Raw genomic sequence first — 14855 nt, forward strand, 5'->3', positions numbered from 1 at the left:
CGGGTCTACTCTTCGTCGAAGCCCGCTTCAAAAAGTTCGATCACGGCTGCCAGCGCCTGCTGTTCTTGCGGGCCGCTGGCTTCAATTTCAATATGACCGCCTTTTGCCGAATCGAGCATCAACAGCGCAATGACGCTACTGGCTTCGGCTTCGGTGCCCGTCTCATTGCGCAGCAGCACTTCAGCGTCGAAACTTTGTACCAGTTCAAACAGCTTCATCGCCGGGCGCGCATGCATACCCAGCTTATTTTTAATTTCAACGGTTTGTCTGACGGTCATGATTTACGTTTTTCCAGCGTACGATGACGGGACTGAACATTTTTACCGCGTGAACGGAAGTAATCGGCTAACTGTTCGGCAATATAAACGGAACGGTGTTTACCGCCGGTACAGCCAATGGCGACGGTTAAATAGCTGCGATTATTGGTTTCCAGCATGGGCAGCCAGAGTTCCAGATAGCTGCGCGTCTGGTAAATAAAGTTATGAACTTCCGTATGTCGATCGAGGAATGCCGCCACGGGGCGATCGAGACCGGTCATCGGACGTAGTTTGGGATCCCAGTGAGGGTTCGGCAGAAAACGGACGTCAAAGACATAATCGGCATCGATAGGAATACCATGCTTATAGCCGAACGATTCAAAGACCATCGTCAATTCGCGCTCGCGTTTGCCAAGCAGGCGGGTACGCAGCATTTCAGCCAGTTCATGTACGGACATTTCGGAAGTATCAACAATCAGATCGGCGCGTGAGCGTAACGGCTCTAAAAGATCGTTCTCTTCATCAATGGCGCTTTCCAGCGACAGATTTTTACTGGAAAGCGGATGCAGGCGGCGGGTATCACTGTAGCGGCGGATAAGCGTATTGCGATCGGCGTCCAGAAACAGCAGCTGAGGTGAAAAGCTGCTGGGCAAGCTGGTTAATGCTTTTTCCAGCACGTCCGGCGATTCCGGCATATTGCGCACATCAATACTGACGGCTGCGGAAATATTGCGCTCGGCCAGCGAGCTTGCCAGATCGGGCAGTAACGCTACCGGCAGGTTATCTACACAGTAAAACCCCATATCTTCCAGCGCGCGTAACGCGACGGATTTCCCTGAGCCTGAACGACCGCTAACGATCATCAGCACCATTAAGTTATCTCCCCATCCAACCCGCGATTACCGGGCTATGCCGGTGCGGGCAAAAGCGCAAGCTGACTAATTAGTGATTTTCTTCTGGCGTCGCGGCGATGATTTCATACAAATCTTCATCGCTTTGCGCCGCCCGCAGACGACGGCAAACGGTTTTGTCAGCCAGCCGCTTTGCTACCAGTGAAAGGGTATGTAGATGTGTTTTACATTGATCCGCCGGCACCAGCAAGGCAAACAGTAAATCGACCGGCTGGTTATCAATGGCATCAAAAGCGATAGGCTGATCGAGGCGGATAAAAACGCCAACGGCGCGCAGCGTATCTTCTTCCAGCTTGCCGTGAGGGATCGCAATACCGTTACCGATACCGGTGCTGCCCATGCGTTCGCGCGTCAGAATAGCTTCAAAAACCGTCTGATGGGGCAGGTTAAGCTGTCTGGCAGCCAGTTCACTGATGATTTCCAGTGCCCGCTTTTTGCTCTGGCAATGTACGCCGCTGCGGGTACAGTCAAGGCTAAGTACAGAGCTGAGTTCCAGTGAGAGTTCGTTATTCATCATAGTTTCACTTGCGTGTTCACAGTTACTGGCACATCGCGTTACTTTACGCGTCTTGCGACGAGAAAAGCAGTAAAAACTTCGCCAGCCGGCGTGAATGGAAAAACGGGGCGAAAGAGCTCGCCCCCGGTCTGTGCATGTTACCGTATCCGGCAACCTGACGGCCTGTTTTTTCCTTCAGCCGCGTGAAGGTTAGTGTTGTTTTAACTTGTCTTTATGCTTGGTTAGCTGGCGCGCCAGCTTATCGATTAAACCATCGATCGCCGCGTACATATCCTCTGCTTCCGACGTGGCATGCAGCTCGCCGCCGCTGACATGCAGCGTTGCCTCCGCTATCTGCTGGACTCTTTCTACCTTTAGCACAATATGAACCTGAGTTATCCGGTCGGAATATTGGGCCAGCTTGGCAAATTTGGTGTTCACAAACTCACGTAAAGCGGTCGTGATTTCAACGTGTTGCCCGGTAATATTGAGTTGCATAGCGTCTTCCTTCTCAGTGAGGATCAAACCAATTGTTTACGCTGGTTTGATGGCGGGATGGATAAAGACTCGCGATACTTCGCGACAGTGCGGCGCGCCACCATAATGCCTTGCTCAGACAACATGGTGGTAAGCTTACTGTCGCTCAGCGGTTTGGCGGGGTTTTCCGCCGAGATTAGCTTTTTCACCAGCGCGCGAATGGCGGTTGATGAGGCTTCGCCGCCGCCTTCGGTATTTACATGGCTGGAGAAAAAATATTTCAGTTCGAAAATGCCGCGTGGGCTGTGCAGATATTTTTGGGTGGTAACGCGGGAAATGGTGGATTCATGCATATCAACGGCCTGGGCAATATCCGCCAGCACCATCGGGCGCATAAACTCTTCACCCTGCTCAAAGAAAGCCTGCTGCTGTTCAACAATACAGCGAGTTACCTTTAGCAGCGTATCATTACGGCTTTCCAGACTTTTAATCAGCCATTTCGCGTCCTGTAAATTTGTGCGGATAAACTGGCTATCGCTGTCGTTGCGCGCTGAACTGCCCAGCGCGGCGTATTGCTGATTGATCTGCAGGCGCGGCACGCTGTCGCCGTTTAACTCCACCGTCCAGCGGCTGCCCATTTTACGCACCAGCACGTCAGGGATGACATACTCCGGCTCACCGGTATTAATCGATTGACCTGGCCGTGGATCGAGAGACTGGATCAGCGTCAGCGCGGTTTTTAGCACCTCTTCTTTCAGGCGCGTCACGCGCATCAGGCTGCGGAAATCATGGTTCGCCAGCAGATCGAGATGCCGATCGACAATGAGCTGCGCTTCAGTCAGAAACGGCGTATCGCGGCCAAACTGCGAAAGCTGTACCAGCAGGCAGTCACGCAGATCACGCGCGCCGACGCCAACCGGATCGAAACGCTGGACTCGCTTCAGAACCGCTTCGACCTCATCCAGCGCCACATCTTCCTTGCCGATGCTATCGCGGATCTCATCCAGCGTAACGGTAAGATAGCCGGTCTCATCAATGGCATCGACGATAGCGGTGGCAATAGCACGGTCAGTGTCGCTAAACGGCGTTAGCTCTACCTGCCATGTCAGGTAATCCTGCAACGATTGGGTGGTCTCGCCCTGATAAACTGGTAATTCATCATCGCGATAATCATTGCCGGTGCCTGAAGGCGTGCCGGCCGTATAGATCTCATCCCAGGTGGCATCAAGCGGCAACTCTTCCGGCATATCCTTTTGCTCAAGAGCCTCACGCGTGTCGAGCGTTTCGCTTTCGGCATATTCGCGTGAGTCGACTTCCTCATGGTTATCGCTCTGCTCAAGCAACGGATTACTCTCCAGCGCCAGCTGTATCTCCTGTTGAAGTTCCAGCGTAGAAAGCTGCAGCAAACGAATCGCCTGCTGTAGCTGCGGAGTCATCGCAAGCTGTTGACTGAGCCTGAGTTGCAAACCTTGCTTCATATTCAGAATAAAGTTTCCTGATAAAACACCGTCATAACTGTCACCATATCAGAGTCTGAACTCTTCACCCAAATAGACACGTTTCACCTGTTCATCGGCCAGGATCGCTTCCGGCGTACCGTGCGCGATTAAACGGCCCTGGCTGACGATATAAGCGCGCTCGCATACGGCAAGGGTTTCACGGACGTTATGGTCAGTAATCAGAACGCCGAGCCCGCTGTCGCGCAGATGCTCGATAATTTTTTTAATATCGATAACGGAAATGGGATCAACGCCGGCAAAGGGCTCATCCAGCAGAATAAATTTGGGATTAGCTGCCAGCGCACGCGCAATTTCAACACGGCGGCGCTCACCGCCCGACAGCGCCTGGCCGAGGCTATTGCGCAGATGCTCAATATGGAACTCTTCCATCAGCTCTTTGGCGCGATCTTCACGCTGCTCGGTGGTCAGATCTTCACGTATCTGCAGCACCGCCATCAGGTTGTCATAGACGCTCAGGCGACGAAAGATGGACGCTTCCTGCGGCAGATAGCCAATACCGCGCCGAGCGCGGGCGTGCAGCGGCAGAATACTAATATCTTCTTCATCAATAACGATGCGGCCCGCATCACGCGGCACAATACCCACGACCATATAAAACGTGGTGGTTTTGCCGGCTCCGTTCGGACCGAGCAGCCCGACGATCTCGCCTGATTTAACCTGCAGACTGACATCTTCTACCACGCGGCGGCCTTTATAGGCTTTTGCCAGATTTTCAGCGATTAGTGTTGCCATAGGTATCAGCGGCTCTTCTGTTGGCTGGTAGATGAAGCGGGCTTGTCCTGCAGCTGCGAAGGCACCAGCACCGTCGTGACGCGCTTATTATCGCCTTCGCTCCAGGCCTGCATTTTCTGCTCTTTGACCAGATAGGTAATGCGATCGCCTTTAACATTGCTGTCCAGCTGTTCGATATAGGCATTGCCGGTGAGCTCGACGAAATCTTTCGCCAGCTCATAGTGCATCTTCGCCGCGTGGCCTTTTACCGGTTTGCCGTCGTCCTGTAGCTGATAAAACGTGGCCGGATTACCGTAGGCATCGACTACGGTTTTTTTGCTATCGCCGCCGGGACGCGTAACGACTACTTTATCCGCAGTAATTTTAATCGACCCCTGGGTCACGATAACGTTGCCGGTAAAGGTCGCGACATTGCCCTGCATATCCAGCGCCTGATTGGCCGAATTGATATTAACCGGCTTTTCAGAGTCGCCGGTTAACGCAAAGGCCGGAACGCTGGCGGCCAGCAGAGTACTGATAAGCAGCAGTTTAAGGCTGTGGTTGTTCATTGATTTCATAATTTGTTTTGACCTTTTCAATCAGCTCGGCCGTTTTTGTCCGTAAGTTACCGCGCATCTTCATACCAGTGGAATTAAAGCTGCGGCCATAAAGAGTGACCTGGTCGTCGGACATGACATCCTGCGTCACCAGATTAACCTGCGCATTATCGGTCTTGATCCGCTCAAGCTGGGCATCTTTAGCCAGGCTGTTGACTTCAACGTGACCGTAGAGATAAAGCATACGATCTTTAGTCAGTTTGGCTTTGTCGGCGCGTACTGACCAGGCAGGGATCTTATTTTCGTCGTAGGTGGTCATCAGCGGATTATCAAACCAGCTGATCTCATCGGCGGAAAAGTAGGTTACCTTATCCGATACCAGCTTGTAGCTCAGGCTGCCGGTTGGGTTATATACCACGGTACTGGAATTCGCGCTGGTATAGGTTGGCTCCCGATCGTTTGTTTCCACCTGACCCCGATCGTCATCGTTACCGGCGAGATTCCAGCCGATCAAAATAATGGCGATCAACGCCAACAATAGCGTTATCCAACGCCTGGTTTTACTCATATCGATTGCCCTTTGGCATCATCAAACTTATCCTGGGCGATCAAAATAAGATCGCAGACTTCGCGCACTGCGCCGCGACCACCGGCGATGCGGGTCACATAGTTAGCGCGCCCCAGCAGCAGCGGATGTGCATCGGCCACCGCAACGCTTAAGCCGGCCTGGGCCATTACCGGCCAGTCAATTAAATCGTCGCCAACGTAGGCAACCTGCCTGGGGGCCAGCGACAGTTTATCCAGGAGTTCCCTGAAGGCCAAAAGCTTATCGGACTGTCCCTGGTAAAGATGTGTAATGCCCAGCGTCTGGCAACGATCTTCCAGCAGCTTAGCCCGGCGACCGGTAATAATCGCGACCTCAATATCGGACGTCAGCAGGCAGCGAATGCCATAACCGTCACGAACGTTAAAGGCTTTCAGCTCTTCGCCGCTGTTGCCCATATAAATCAGGCCATCAGACATTACGCCGTCAACGTCGCAGATTAACAGGCGAATCTCACCGGCGCGTGTTATTACGTCCTGGCTTACCTTACCGTAGCAGGTATCCACGACGTCGGTTTCTTGCGTCATTCTTATTTCCATTCGGTTTATACTACGCCAGCGCGCAGCATGTCATGCATATGTACGATACCGATAAGCTGGTCGCCGTCGGCGACCATGACGGCAGTGATATGCTTACTTTGCATCAGGTTCAGGGCGTCGACCGCCAACATATTGGGCCGTACGCGAATGCCGCCCGGCGTCATCACGCTGGCAATGGAAGCGTTTTGAAAATCGATGCCCATATCAAAAACGCGGCGTAAATCGCCGTCGGTGAAAATCCCCTGGATATGCATCAGATCGTCTACGATCGCCGTCATGCCCAGATTTTTGCGCGTAATTTCCAGCAGAGCATCGCGCAGCGACGCTTCCTGGGTTACATGGGGAATTTCATCGCCGCTGTGCATAATATCACTGACGCGCAGTAACAGCTTGCGGCCCAGCGCGCCGCCTGGATGAGAAAGGGCAAAGTCTTCGGCAGTAAAGCCGCGCGCCTTAAGCAGGGCAACCGCCAGCGCATCGCCCATTACCAGCGTCGCCGTGGTGCTGGTGGTCGGCGCCAGGCCCAGCGGACAAGCCTCGTGCGGAACTTTAACACACAGATGAATATCTGCTGCACGCGCCATGCTGCTTTCCGGACGGCTGGTAATGCAAATCAGCGCCACTTTAAGCCGCTTTAGCACCGGGATCAGCGCCAGGATTTCATTTGATTCGCCGGAATTGGAAATGGCGATCACAATGTCGCTGGTGCTGACCATACCCAAATCGCCATGGCTGGCTTCGGCGGGATGAACAAAAAAGGCGGGCGTGCCGGTACTGGCAAAGGTTGCCGCCATTTTTTTGCCAATATGCCCCGATTTTCCCATCCCCATCACCACGACTTTTCCCTGGCAATAGAACATCATTTCGCAGGCGCGGGTAAAATCATCGTTAATGTATTGATCGAGCTGTTCCAGCCCCTGACGTTCAATATCCAGCACTTCTTTACCAGCCTGTTGGAAATCAAACCCCGGCTCAAGCATGATGTGAGTCATTGATGTTCAGTCCTTTATCCGTTGAGACTAAATGGCTGCAGGTAGAGTACGGCTACCCAGACAATAAAACCGGCCAGTAAAATAGCCCCGGCGCGACGACCAATACGGCGGCTGCGCTGCAGGCAAATCAGCATAAACAGGGCGCTGACGCCCAGCATAACCCAGTAATCGCGCTCAAAAGCGGCGCTATCGAACTCGCCGGGCTGAATCAGGGCCGGCAGCCCAGGTACAATAGCCAGATTATAAATGTTGGAGCCGATAAGGTTGCCAATAGCAATATCATCTTCCCCTTTTAATGCGCCCGCGATCACGGTCGCCAGCTCCGGCAGACTGGTGCCAACTGAGATAATCGTTAGCCCTATTACCAGCTCGCTGACGCCGAAATAATCGGCAATTACCGTTGCGTTATCGATCACCATTCGGGTTGACATCGGCAGAATAATCAGCGCAACCGCCAGCCACAGAAAGGCCACCGTGTTGCCCGAATCATCACGCGGCAGCTCAGCCAGCTGCTCCTGCGTTAGCGTATCGCTGTTGTCCCGTTCAGCGCGGCGGGCAATACGAATAATAAACAGCAGGTATAGCAGGGCAATCGCGATCAACGCGACGCCATCAATGCGGCTTAGCCGGTGATCGCAAAGAATAATGCCGCTCAGTAGCGTAACCAGCAGCATTAACGGCAGCTCACGCCGCACCAGGTTTGAATGTACCGTGAGTGGGTGCAGCAGCGCCGCGCCGCCAAGAATGAGCAAAATATTGGTAATATTGGAGCCCATGGCGGTTCCGACGGCCATATCCATCTGCCCGTGCGTGGCGGCAGTAAAGGAGACGATCAGCTCAGGCAGCGAAGTTCCGATGCCCACAATAGTCATGCCGATAATCAGCGGGGGAACGCCTAGCGAACGACAGAGTATGGCAGCACTAAACACTAAACGATCGGCTCCATAGACCAGTAGAACTAAACCGATAACTAACAGTGCAGCGGCTAAAAGCATGAAAAATCCTTGGATCGGTTATACTCGTCGGTTTGCCAGACTCGTCATTTTGCAGGCAATATAAAGAATGGCGATGATTTTGACCGTCTGCGAGCAAAAAGTAAAACTTATGCCGGTTTTCGCTACGACGAAGCATCAGATTTCTGCAAAACTCGCGGCTATTGTTAGTTGAACGCGATTAACATAAATGATTTGAATCGCCTGAAATGGATAACAGAGGTATCAATGCACCAGCCATCCACGAATCTGGTTGAGGTCCACGGCGTTAGCTTTAGCCGGGGTAATCGCACCATTTTCGACAATATCTCGTTAACGGTGCCAAAAGGGAAAGTCACCGCCATCATGGGGCCTTCCGGTATCGGGAAAACGACCTTGCTGCGTCTTATAGGCGGTCAGCTGCAGCCGGATGCCGGAGACATTTGGTTTGACGGCGAAAATATTCCCAAACTTTCGCGCTCGCGCCTGTATGAGACGCGCAAGCGTATGAGCATGCTGTTTCAGTCCGGGGCGCTGTTTACCGATCTTAACGTTTATGAGAATGTCGCCTGGCCGCTGCGCGAGCATGCCCGTTTACCCGCGCCGCTGCTGCACAGCACGGTGATGATGAAGCTGGAGGCGGTTGGGCTTCGCGGCGCGGCCAAATTAATGCCTTCAGAGCTTTCAGGCGGGATGGCGCGCCGTGCCGCCCTGGCGCGTGCGATTGCCCTGGAGCCCGATCTGATCATGTTCGACGAGCCTTTTGTCGGCCAGGATCCGATTACGATGGGCGTCCTGGTTAAGCTAATTGATGAACTGAATCATTCGCTGGGCATGACCTGCATCGTCGTATCGCATGATGTGCCTGAAGTCTTGAGCATCGCCGATTACGCCTATATTGTTGCCGGGCAAAAAATCATTGCTCAGGGAACAACGCAGGCGCTACAGGATAATCCTGACGCGCGCGTACGCCAGTTCATCGATGGTATTGCTGATGGGCCGGTGCCTTTTCGCTATCCGGCCGGCGACTATTTTGCCGATCTTACCGGTTCAGGGAGTCAATAAACTGATGTTTTTAAATGCGCTGGCGCTGCTGGGTCGCCAGGGGATCCAAACCTGTGCCTCGTTTGGCCGTGCTGGCCTGATGCTATTTCACGCGCTGGCCGGTAAACCGCAGTTCCGTAAACACGCCCCGCTGCTTATCAGGCAGTTGTACAGCGTAGGCGTGATGTCCTTACTGATCATCCTGGTCTCCGGCCTGTTTATCGGCATGGTGCTGGGGCTGCAGGGCTTCCTGGTGCTGACGACCTACGGAGCCGAAACCAGCCTCGGCATGCTGGTGGCGCTGTCGCTGCTGCGCGAGCTGGGGCCGGTCGTCACTGCCCTGCTGTTTGCCGGACGCGCCGGATCGGCGTTAACGGCGGAAATTGGCCTGATGAAAGCCACGGAGCAGCTTTCCAGTATGGAAATGATGGCGGTGGATCCGCTGCGTCGGGTAATCTCTCCGCGCTTCTGGGCGGGCTTTATCAGCATGCCGCTGCTGGCGCTGATTTTTACCGCCGTTGGTATTTGGGGCGGGGCGCTGGTTGGCGTTAGCTGGAAAGGCATCGACGCTGGGTTTTTCTGGTCGGCTATGCAAAACGCGGTAGATTTTCGCACCGATATTATTAACTGCCTGATTAAAAGCGCGGTGTTTGCCATTACGGTCACCTGGATCGCGTTGTTTAATGGCTACGACGCGATTCCGACCTCAGAAGGGATCAGCCGGGCCACCACACGTACGGTGGTACATTCCTCTCTGGCGGTACTCGGATTAGATTTCGTGCTGACGGCACTGATGTTTGGGAACTAAGGCAATGCAAACTAAAAAAAGTGAAATTGGGGTAGGGGCGTTCATGCTGTTGGCGCTGGTCGCCATCCTGTTTCTCTGTCTGCGCGTCGCAGATGTGAAATCGCTGGGCACCGAGCCTGGCTGGAAGCTTTACGCTACCTTTGACAATATCGGCGGCTTGAAAACCAGCTCTCCGGTTAAGATTGGCGGCGTGGTGATCGGCCGCGTGACGGATATTTCACTGGATGAGAAATCCCTGTCGCCACGCGTAACGATGGAAATCGAGGATAAATATAATCATCTTCCCGATACCAGTTCGCTGGCGATTCGTACTCAGGGGCTGCTGGGCGAACAGTATCTGGCGTTAAACGTTGGTTTTGACGATCCTGAAATGGGAACGGCAATCCTGAAGGATGGCGATACGCTGCAGGATACGAAATCAGCGCTGGTGCTGGAGGATCTGATTGGTCAGTTTTTATATAAGAGCGGCGATGGTAATCAAAGCGCTCAGCAGGAGCAAAACGCGCCTGCAGCATCGACTCCTGCTAACCCGGAACAACCTTAAGAGGCTATACGTATGTTTAAACGTTTACTGATGGTCGCTATGCTGGTCATCGCACCGCTGGCGGCAAATGCGGCAGACCAAAGCAACCCCTATAAGCTGATGAATGAGGCGGCGGCAAAAACCTTTACCCGCCTGAAAAATGAGCAGCCGAAAATCAAGCAGGATCCAAATTACCTGCGCGACATCGTGCGTCAGGAGCTGCTGCCTTATGTACAGATTAAATATGCCGGCGCGCTGGTTTTAGGCCGCTACTACCGTGACGCTACGCCGGCGCAGCGCGAAGCCTATTTCAGCGCGTTTGGCGACTATCTGGCGCAGGCCTACGGCCAGGCGCTGGCGCTTTATCATGGACAAACTTATCAAATCGCCCCGGAGCAGCCGCTTGGCGACGCGAAAATTATCGCTATCCGCGTAAGCATTATCGATCCCAACGGGCGTCCCCCGGTTCGTCTGGATTTCCAGTGGCGTAAAAACAGCCGCACCGGCGAATGGCAGGCTTATGACATGATTGCCGAAGGGATCAGTATGATCACCACCAAACAAAATGAGTGGAGTGATACGCTGCGAACCAAAGGCATCGATGGCCTGACGCAGCTGCTGAAAAAATATGCGGCGCAGCCTATTTCTCTGGATCAGAAAAATAATGGCTGATCTTTTGAGCTGGCAGGTTGAGGCGAAAACGCTTTACCTTCGCGGTGAGCTTGATCGGGAAACGCTGCTCGGCCTGTGGCAGCAGCGAGAAACCGCAATGCAAAATATTGCGGTTATCGATGTCTCCGGGCTGCAGCGCGTGGACTCAGCCGGACTGGCGCTACTGGTGCATTTGCGTCAGATAGCGCAACAGCAGGGCGCCAGCCCCGTTTTCAGCGGCGTCACGGATAAATTACACTCCCTGATTACGCTGTATAATTTACAGCAGATTATTGTTTCTGTTGAAAATCCCGCCTGATCGCGCGGGATCTCCGCTTAAGCCCCTGCGCTGCAGGGGCTTTTTGTTTGTTTAAGATAGATGCGCTTTCAACTAATATGTCAGCCTGTTTATCATCTACCGAATGTAAAAAAATCATGGAAAATAGTGAAATTCAGACAGTGCTAATGAACGCACTGCCGTTAAAAGAAGTACATGTAAGCGGTGACGGCAGCCATTTTCAGGTGATCGCCGTTGGTGAATTATTCGCTGAGCTAAGCCGTGTGAAAAAACAGCAAACGGTCTATGCGCCGCTGATGGAATACATCGCTGATAACCGTATTCATGCCGTATCCATCAAAACTTATACCCCTGAAGAGTGGGAACGGGATCGTAAGCTAAACGGTTTTTAAGCCGTTGAGGCGGCTTATGTTCCGCGACTCGATGGCCTTTTAAGTTCTGATAACAGAGAGCAGTTGCAATGGATAAATTTCGTGTACAGGGCCCAACCCGGCTAAGCGGTGAAGTCACCATCTCCGGTGCCAAAAATGCCGCACTGCCGATCCTGTTCGCCGCTCTGCTGGCTGAAGAGCCGGTGGAGATTCAGAATGTCCCGAAGCTGAAGGACATTGATACCACCATGAAGCTGCTCAGTCAGCTGGGGGTAAAAGCGGAGCGCAATGGCTCGGTGCACCTCGATGCCAGTAAGGTAAATATCTACTGCGCCCCTTATGAACTGGTGAAAACCATGCGTGCCTCTATTTGGGCGCTGGGGCCGCTGGTCGCGCGTTTTGGTCAGGGACAGGTCTCTTTACCTGGCGGCTGCGCCATCGGCGCCCGGCCGGTTGATTTGCATATTACCGGGCTGGAGCAGCTGGGTGCGGAAATCAAGCTGGAAGAGGGCTACGTTAAAGCGTCGGTAAACGGGCGGCTGAAAGGCGCGCACATTGTCATGGATAAAGTCAGCGTTGGCGCGACGGTAACCATTATGTCTGCGGCTACCCTGGCGACCGGCACGACCGTGATTGAAAACGCCGCGCGCGAGCCGGAAATTGTCGATACCGCTAACTTCCTGAATACGCTGGGCGCGAAAATCAGCGGCGCAGGCGGCGATCGCATTACGATTGAGGGCGTTGAGCGCCTGGGCGGAGGCGTTTATCGCGTTTTGCCGGATCGTATTGAAACGGGAACTTTCCTGATTGCCGCAGCGATCTCCGGCGGCAAGGTGGTATGTCATAAAACGCAGCCGGATACGCTGGATGCGGTGCTGGCGAAGCTGCGTGAAGCCGGTGCGGAAATCGAAACGGGCGAGGACTGGATCAGCCTTGATATGCACGGTAAACGCCCGAAAGCCGTTAACGTGCGTACCGCGCCACATCCGGGTTTTCCAACCGATATGCAGGCGCAGTTTACGCTGTTAAACCTGGTTGCAGAAGGAACCGGCGTTATTACCGAAACCATTTTCGAAAACCGTTTTATGCATATCCCTGAGCTGATTCGTATGGGCGCGCATGCGGAAATTGAAAGCAATACGGCGATTTGCTACGGCATAGAGCAGCTGTCTGGCGCGCAGGTAATGGCGACGGATTTACGCGCTTCCGCCAGCCTGGTATTGGCCGGCTGTATTGCTGAAGGGACGACAATGGTCGATCGTATTTATCATATCGACCGCGGCTATGAGCATATCGAAGATAAGCTGATTGCCATGGGTGCAAAAATTGAACGCGTTAAAGGCGAATAAATTTCGTCACCGTGGCGCGTCTTGAAGAGACTGGCTTCTTAAAAACAGCTCCCGCCTCCGGGGGCTGTTTTTTGCTTAAGCGGGTTCAGGATCGTGAACGAATCAGTTTTCTACGATCAAGTAGCTTATTGGTTCTTGGGTCGTAATAGCGGCTGGGCCAGATTTCCGCAGGATGAACCGCGATCGCTTCCGCAATCAACCATTCTCCCTTTGGCCACGGACGATTAAGAGCATTAGCCAGCGTTGATGAACTCAGGCCAGCCTGACGCGATACGGCGGCAAGAGAGGTTCCTTTTTTATGCAGAGCAGCAATAATATCCGCAGTATGCCAGTCTTTCCTGGACTTGTTCATATCACTCATAGCGCACTTCTCCCTATGCTAATTTCGCCTTACGAAAATTGTTGGAGCTTTTCAGAATCTTTACGGTAAATGAATTAGAGAAAAGAGTATATTTATACCTGAAGTTCAGCCTTTCTCTTGCCAGCGGGTAGTTTTTTATAGCAAATGGAATCCACTTATTTCCAGTAAATTCCAAATGGTACAAGAGAAATGTGTTTCTCTTCGCAAAAGCTTGATAATTGGCTGCAAACGGGAAGGGAAAATGAAGAGCGGGAGCCTTAACCAGCACTCCCGTAACGCATCAGGAATCGCGCTGTACTGCCATATGAGCAAGCGCTTCCAGCGCGCTGCGCCAGGGGGATTCAGGCAGCGCCTGCAGAGCGGCGATAGCTTTATCCGCTTCCTGTTCAGCACGGCTGCGCGTCCACTCCAGTGAGCCGCATTGACGCATCGCCTCCAGTACCGGATCCAGCAGATGACGACCATTACCCTGTTCAATCGCCTCACGGATCATGGCTGTCTGCTGGGGATTACCGTGGCGCATGGCATGCAGCAGCGGCAGGGTAGGTTTCCCTTCGCTGAGATCGTCGCCCACGTTTTTCCCCAGCGTTTGCCCATCGGCGCTGTAATCCAGCAGATCGTCAATCAACTGAAAAGCGGTGCCAAGATAGCGGCCATAATCCTGTAAACCCTGCTCTTCGGCCGCGGCCGCTCCCGCCAGAATCCCGGACGATTGCGCCGCCGCTTCGAACAGGCGCGCCGTTTTGCTGTAAATCACCCGCATATAGCTTTCTTCAGTAATATCCGGGTCGTTACAGTTCATCAGCTGCAGCACTTCGCCCTCGGCGATAACGTTCACCGCCTCTGACATCAGCGCCAGAATACGCAGCGAACCGAGGCTGGTCATCATTTGAAAGGCGCGGGTATAAATAAAATCACCCACCAGCACGCTGGCTGCGTTGCCAAACGCCGCGTTGGCCGTGGCTTTCCCACGTCGCATATCGGACTCGTCAACCACATCATCATGCAGCAGCGTCGCGGTATGAATAAACTCAATCAGCGCGGCAATAGTCACGTGCTGTTTACCCTGATAGCCGAGCGCGCGTGCCGCAAGAATGGCAATCATCGGACGAATACGCTTTCCGCCGCCGCTGATAATGTAGTAACCCAACTGATTGATGAGCGAAACATCTGAATTCAGCTGTGAGAGGATGGTCTCGTTGACGGCCGCCATGTCTTGTGCGGTTAATTCATTAATTTGTTCTAAATTCATCAGTCTGTTCAGCTATTGCTCTGTTCAGCGCCATGTTAAGCGACTTTGCCCATGTCTGTGCCACGTAATGTATTACAGATTGTACTTGAAAAACGAGGCTCTTGAATCCTGAGTATGGCGCTGCGTTTTTTTTCTGCAATCCTTTGCTATGTCCTCTTGTCAA

General features: G+C 53.2%; 20 protein-coding genes. 7 read left to right on the forward strand and 13 right to left on the reverse strand.

The window, feature by feature from the left end; translation table 11 throughout:
- Positions 1-5 precede the first annotated feature (5 nt).
- The 11 genes from npr to COO59_RS14820 form a co-directional block, all read right to left on the reverse strand.
- Complete coding sequence (npr, locus tag COO59_RS14770; RefSeq protein WP_085068341.1) at positions 6-278, reverse strand: PTS phosphocarrier protein NPr; 273 nt, start codon at positions 276-278, stop codon at positions 6-8.
- Positions 275-1129: an RNase adapter RapZ gene (gene rapZ, locus COO59_RS14775; protein ID WP_103060535.1), complete on the reverse strand. Its 855-nt coding sequence runs from the start codon at positions 1127-1129 to the stop codon at positions 275-277. Before rapZ ends, npr begins: the two co-directional genes overlap by 4 nt.
- 70 nt (positions 1130-1199) lie before the next feature.
- Complete coding sequence (ptsN, locus tag COO59_RS14780) at positions 1200-1682, reverse strand: PTS IIA-like nitrogen regulatory protein PtsN (protein ID WP_205960880.1); 483 nt, start codon at positions 1680-1682, stop codon at positions 1200-1202.
- Positions 1683-1874: 192 nt separating this feature from the next.
- Entirely contained in the window at positions 1875-2162 is a 288-nt protein-coding gene (gene hpf, locus COO59_RS14785) for a ribosome hibernation promoting factor (protein ID WP_103060537.1), read from the reverse strand.
- A gap of 23 nt (positions 2163-2185) precedes the next feature.
- Positions 2186-3619, reverse strand: a complete 1434-nt coding sequence (gene rpoN, locus COO59_RS14790; RefSeq protein WP_103060538.1) for an RNA polymerase factor sigma-54 — start codon at positions 3617-3619, stop codon at positions 2186-2188.
- Positions 3620-3667: 48 nt separating this feature from the next.
- A complete protein-coding gene (gene lptB, locus COO59_RS14795; RefSeq protein ID WP_103060539.1) occupies positions 3668-4393 on the reverse strand; it encodes an LPS export ABC transporter ATP-binding protein in 726 nt (241 codons plus the stop codon).
- A 5-nt stretch (positions 4394-4398) separates the two neighbouring features.
- Positions 4399-4950 (reverse strand): lipopolysaccharide ABC transporter substrate-binding protein LptA, encoded by a 552-nt coding sequence (lptA, locus tag COO59_RS14800; protein ID WP_103060540.1) that lies wholly within the window; start codon positions 4948-4950, stop codon positions 4399-4401.
- A complete protein-coding gene (gene lptC, locus COO59_RS14805) occupies positions 4922-5497 on the reverse strand; it encodes an LPS export ABC transporter periplasmic protein LptC (protein ID WP_103060541.1) in 576 nt (191 codons plus the stop codon). The genes lptA and lptC overlap by 29 nt, the downstream gene beginning before the upstream one ends.
- Positions 5494-6060, reverse strand: a complete 567-nt coding sequence (gene kdsC / locus COO59_RS14810) for a 3-deoxy-manno-octulosonate-8-phosphatase KdsC (RefSeq protein ID WP_103060542.1) — start codon at positions 6058-6060, stop codon at positions 5494-5496. Before kdsC ends, lptC begins: the two co-directional genes overlap by 4 nt.
- A 17-nt stretch (positions 6061-6077) precedes the next feature.
- On the reverse strand, positions 6078-7064 hold the full coding sequence (kdsD, locus tag COO59_RS14815; RefSeq protein ID WP_103060543.1) for an arabinose-5-phosphate isomerase KdsD: 987 nt from the start codon (positions 7062-7064) through the stop codon (positions 6078-6080).
- 14 nt (positions 7065-7078) lie between these two features.
- Positions 7079-8059, reverse strand: coding sequence for a calcium/sodium antiporter (locus COO59_RS14820; protein ID WP_103060544.1), 981 nt, complete (start codon positions 8057-8059; stop codon positions 7079-7081).
- Between the two features lie 225 nt (positions 8060-8284).
- On the opposite strand from COO59_RS14820, the gene mlaF reads away from it, so the two are divergent.
- The 7 genes from mlaF to murA all read left to right on the forward strand — a co-directional run bounded on the left by mlaF (position 8285) and on the right by murA (position 13079).
- Positions 8285-9100: a phospholipid ABC transporter ATP-binding protein MlaF gene (gene mlaF / locus COO59_RS14825; protein ID WP_103060545.1), complete on the forward strand. Its 816-nt coding sequence runs from the start codon at positions 8285-8287 to the stop codon at positions 9098-9100.
- Positions 9101-9104: 4 nt separating this feature from the next.
- On the forward strand, positions 9105-9887 hold the full coding sequence (gene mlaE, locus COO59_RS14830; RefSeq protein WP_103060546.1) for a lipid asymmetry maintenance ABC transporter permease subunit MlaE: 783 nt from the start codon (positions 9105-9107) through the stop codon (positions 9885-9887).
- 4 nt (positions 9888-9891) lie between these two features.
- Positions 9892-10431: an outer membrane lipid asymmetry maintenance protein MlaD gene (mlaD, locus tag COO59_RS14835; protein WP_205960879.1), complete on the forward strand. Its 540-nt coding sequence runs from the start codon at positions 9892-9894 to the stop codon at positions 10429-10431.
- A 12-nt stretch (positions 10432-10443) separates the two neighbouring features.
- Positions 10444-11082 (forward strand): phospholipid-binding protein MlaC, encoded by a 639-nt coding sequence (gene mlaC, locus COO59_RS14840; RefSeq protein ID WP_103060548.1) that lies wholly within the window; start codon positions 10444-10446, stop codon positions 11080-11082.
- A complete protein-coding gene (gene mlaB, locus COO59_RS14845) occupies positions 11075-11380 on the forward strand; it encodes a lipid asymmetry maintenance protein MlaB (protein ID WP_103060549.1) in 306 nt (101 codons plus the stop codon). Before mlaC ends, mlaB begins: the two co-directional genes overlap by 8 nt.
- A gap of 116 nt (positions 11381-11496) precedes the next feature.
- Positions 11497-11751: a BolA family iron metabolism protein IbaG gene (gene ibaG, locus COO59_RS14850; RefSeq protein ID WP_103060619.1), complete on the forward strand. Its 255-nt coding sequence runs from the start codon at positions 11497-11499 to the stop codon at positions 11749-11751.
- A gap of 68 nt (positions 11752-11819) precedes the next feature.
- Positions 11820-13079, forward strand: a complete 1260-nt coding sequence (murA, locus tag COO59_RS14855; protein WP_103060550.1) for a UDP-N-acetylglucosamine 1-carboxyvinyltransferase — start codon at positions 11820-11822, stop codon at positions 13077-13079.
- Positions 13080-13164: 85 nt separating this feature from the next.
- Here the strand turns inward: murA and COO59_RS14860 are convergent, their stop codons facing one another.
- Both COO59_RS14860 and ispB read right to left on the reverse strand, forming a co-directional pair.
- Positions 13165-13431 (reverse strand): helix-turn-helix domain-containing protein, encoded by a 267-nt coding sequence (locus COO59_RS14860; protein WP_103060620.1) that lies wholly within the window; start codon positions 13429-13431, stop codon positions 13165-13167.
- A gap of 289 nt (positions 13432-13720) precedes the next feature.
- Complete coding sequence (ispB, locus tag COO59_RS14865; RefSeq protein ID WP_103060551.1) at positions 13721-14692, reverse strand: octaprenyl diphosphate synthase; 972 nt, start codon at positions 14690-14692, stop codon at positions 13721-13723.
- Between the last annotated feature and the right edge of the window lie 163 nt (positions 14693-14855).

The sequence above is a fragment of the Mixta theicola genome (assembly GCF_002895925.1).
In the GTDB taxonomy this organism is placed as follows: domain Bacteria; phylum Pseudomonadota; class Gammaproteobacteria; order Enterobacterales; family Enterobacteriaceae; genus Mixta; species Mixta theicola.

Bases quoted from the DNA above. Each gene is read 5' to 3' on its own strand.
- npr (WP_085068341.1), bottom strand. From the start codon at position 278: ATGACCGTCAGACAAACCGTTGAAATTAAAAATAAGCTGGGTATGCAT.
- rapZ (WP_103060535.1), bottom strand. From the start codon at position 1,129: ATGGTGCTGATGATCGTTAGCGGTCGTTCAGGCTCAGGGAAATCCGTC.
- ptsN (WP_205960880.1), bottom strand. From the start codon at position 1,682: ATGAATAACGAACTCTCACTGGAACTCAGCTCTGTACTTAGCCTTGAC.
- hpf (WP_103060537.1), bottom strand. From the start codon at position 2,162: ATGCAACTCAATATTACCGGGCAACACGTTGAAATCACGACCGCTTTA.
- rpoN (WP_103060538.1), bottom strand. From the start codon at position 3,619: ATGAAGCAAGGTTTGCAACTCAGGCTCAGTCAACAGCTTGCGATGACT.
- lptB (WP_103060539.1), bottom strand. From the start codon at position 4,393: ATGGCAACACTAATCGCTGAAAATCTGGCAAAAGCCTATAAAGGCCGC.
- lptA (WP_103060540.1), bottom strand. From the start codon at position 4,950: ATGAAATCAATGAACAACCACAGCCTTAAACTGCTGCTTATCAGTACT.
- lptC (WP_103060541.1), bottom strand. From the start codon at position 5,497: ATGAGTAAAACCAGGCGTTGGATAACGCTATTGTTGGCGTTGATCGCC.
- kdsC (WP_103060542.1), bottom strand. From the start codon at position 6,060: ATGACGCAAGAAACCGACGTCGTGGATACCTGCTACGGTAAGGTAAGC.
- kdsD (WP_103060543.1), bottom strand. From the start codon at position 7,064: ATGACTCACATCATGCTTGAGCCGGGGTTTGATTTCCAACAGGCTGGT.
- COO59_RS14820 (WP_103060544.1), bottom strand. From the start codon at position 8,059: ATGCTTTTAGCCGCTGCACTGTTAGTTATCGGTTTAGTTCTACTGGTC.
- mlaF (WP_103060545.1), top strand. From the start codon at position 8,285: ATGCACCAGCCATCCACGAATCTGGTTGAGGTCCACGGCGTTAGCTTT.
- mlaE (WP_103060546.1), top strand. From the start codon at position 9,105: ATGTTTTTAAATGCGCTGGCGCTGCTGGGTCGCCAGGGGATCCAAACC.
- mlaD (WP_205960879.1), top strand. From the start codon at position 9,892: ATGCAAACTAAAAAAAGTGAAATTGGGGTAGGGGCGTTCATGCTGTTG.
- mlaC (WP_103060548.1), top strand. From the start codon at position 10,444: ATGTTTAAACGTTTACTGATGGTCGCTATGCTGGTCATCGCACCGCTG.
- mlaB (WP_103060549.1), top strand. From the start codon at position 11,075: ATGGCTGATCTTTTGAGCTGGCAGGTTGAGGCGAAAACGCTTTACCTT.
- ibaG (WP_103060619.1), top strand. From the start codon at position 11,497: ATGGAAAATAGTGAAATTCAGACAGTGCTAATGAACGCACTGCCGTTA.
- murA (WP_103060550.1), top strand. From the start codon at position 11,820: ATGGATAAATTTCGTGTACAGGGCCCAACCCGGCTAAGCGGTGAAGTC.
- COO59_RS14860 (WP_103060620.1), bottom strand. From the start codon at position 13,431: ATGAACAAGTCCAGGAAAGACTGGCATACTGCGGATATTATTGCTGCT.
- ispB (WP_103060551.1), bottom strand. From the start codon at position 14,692: ATGAATTTAGAACAAATTAATGAATTAACCGCACAAGACATGGCGGCC.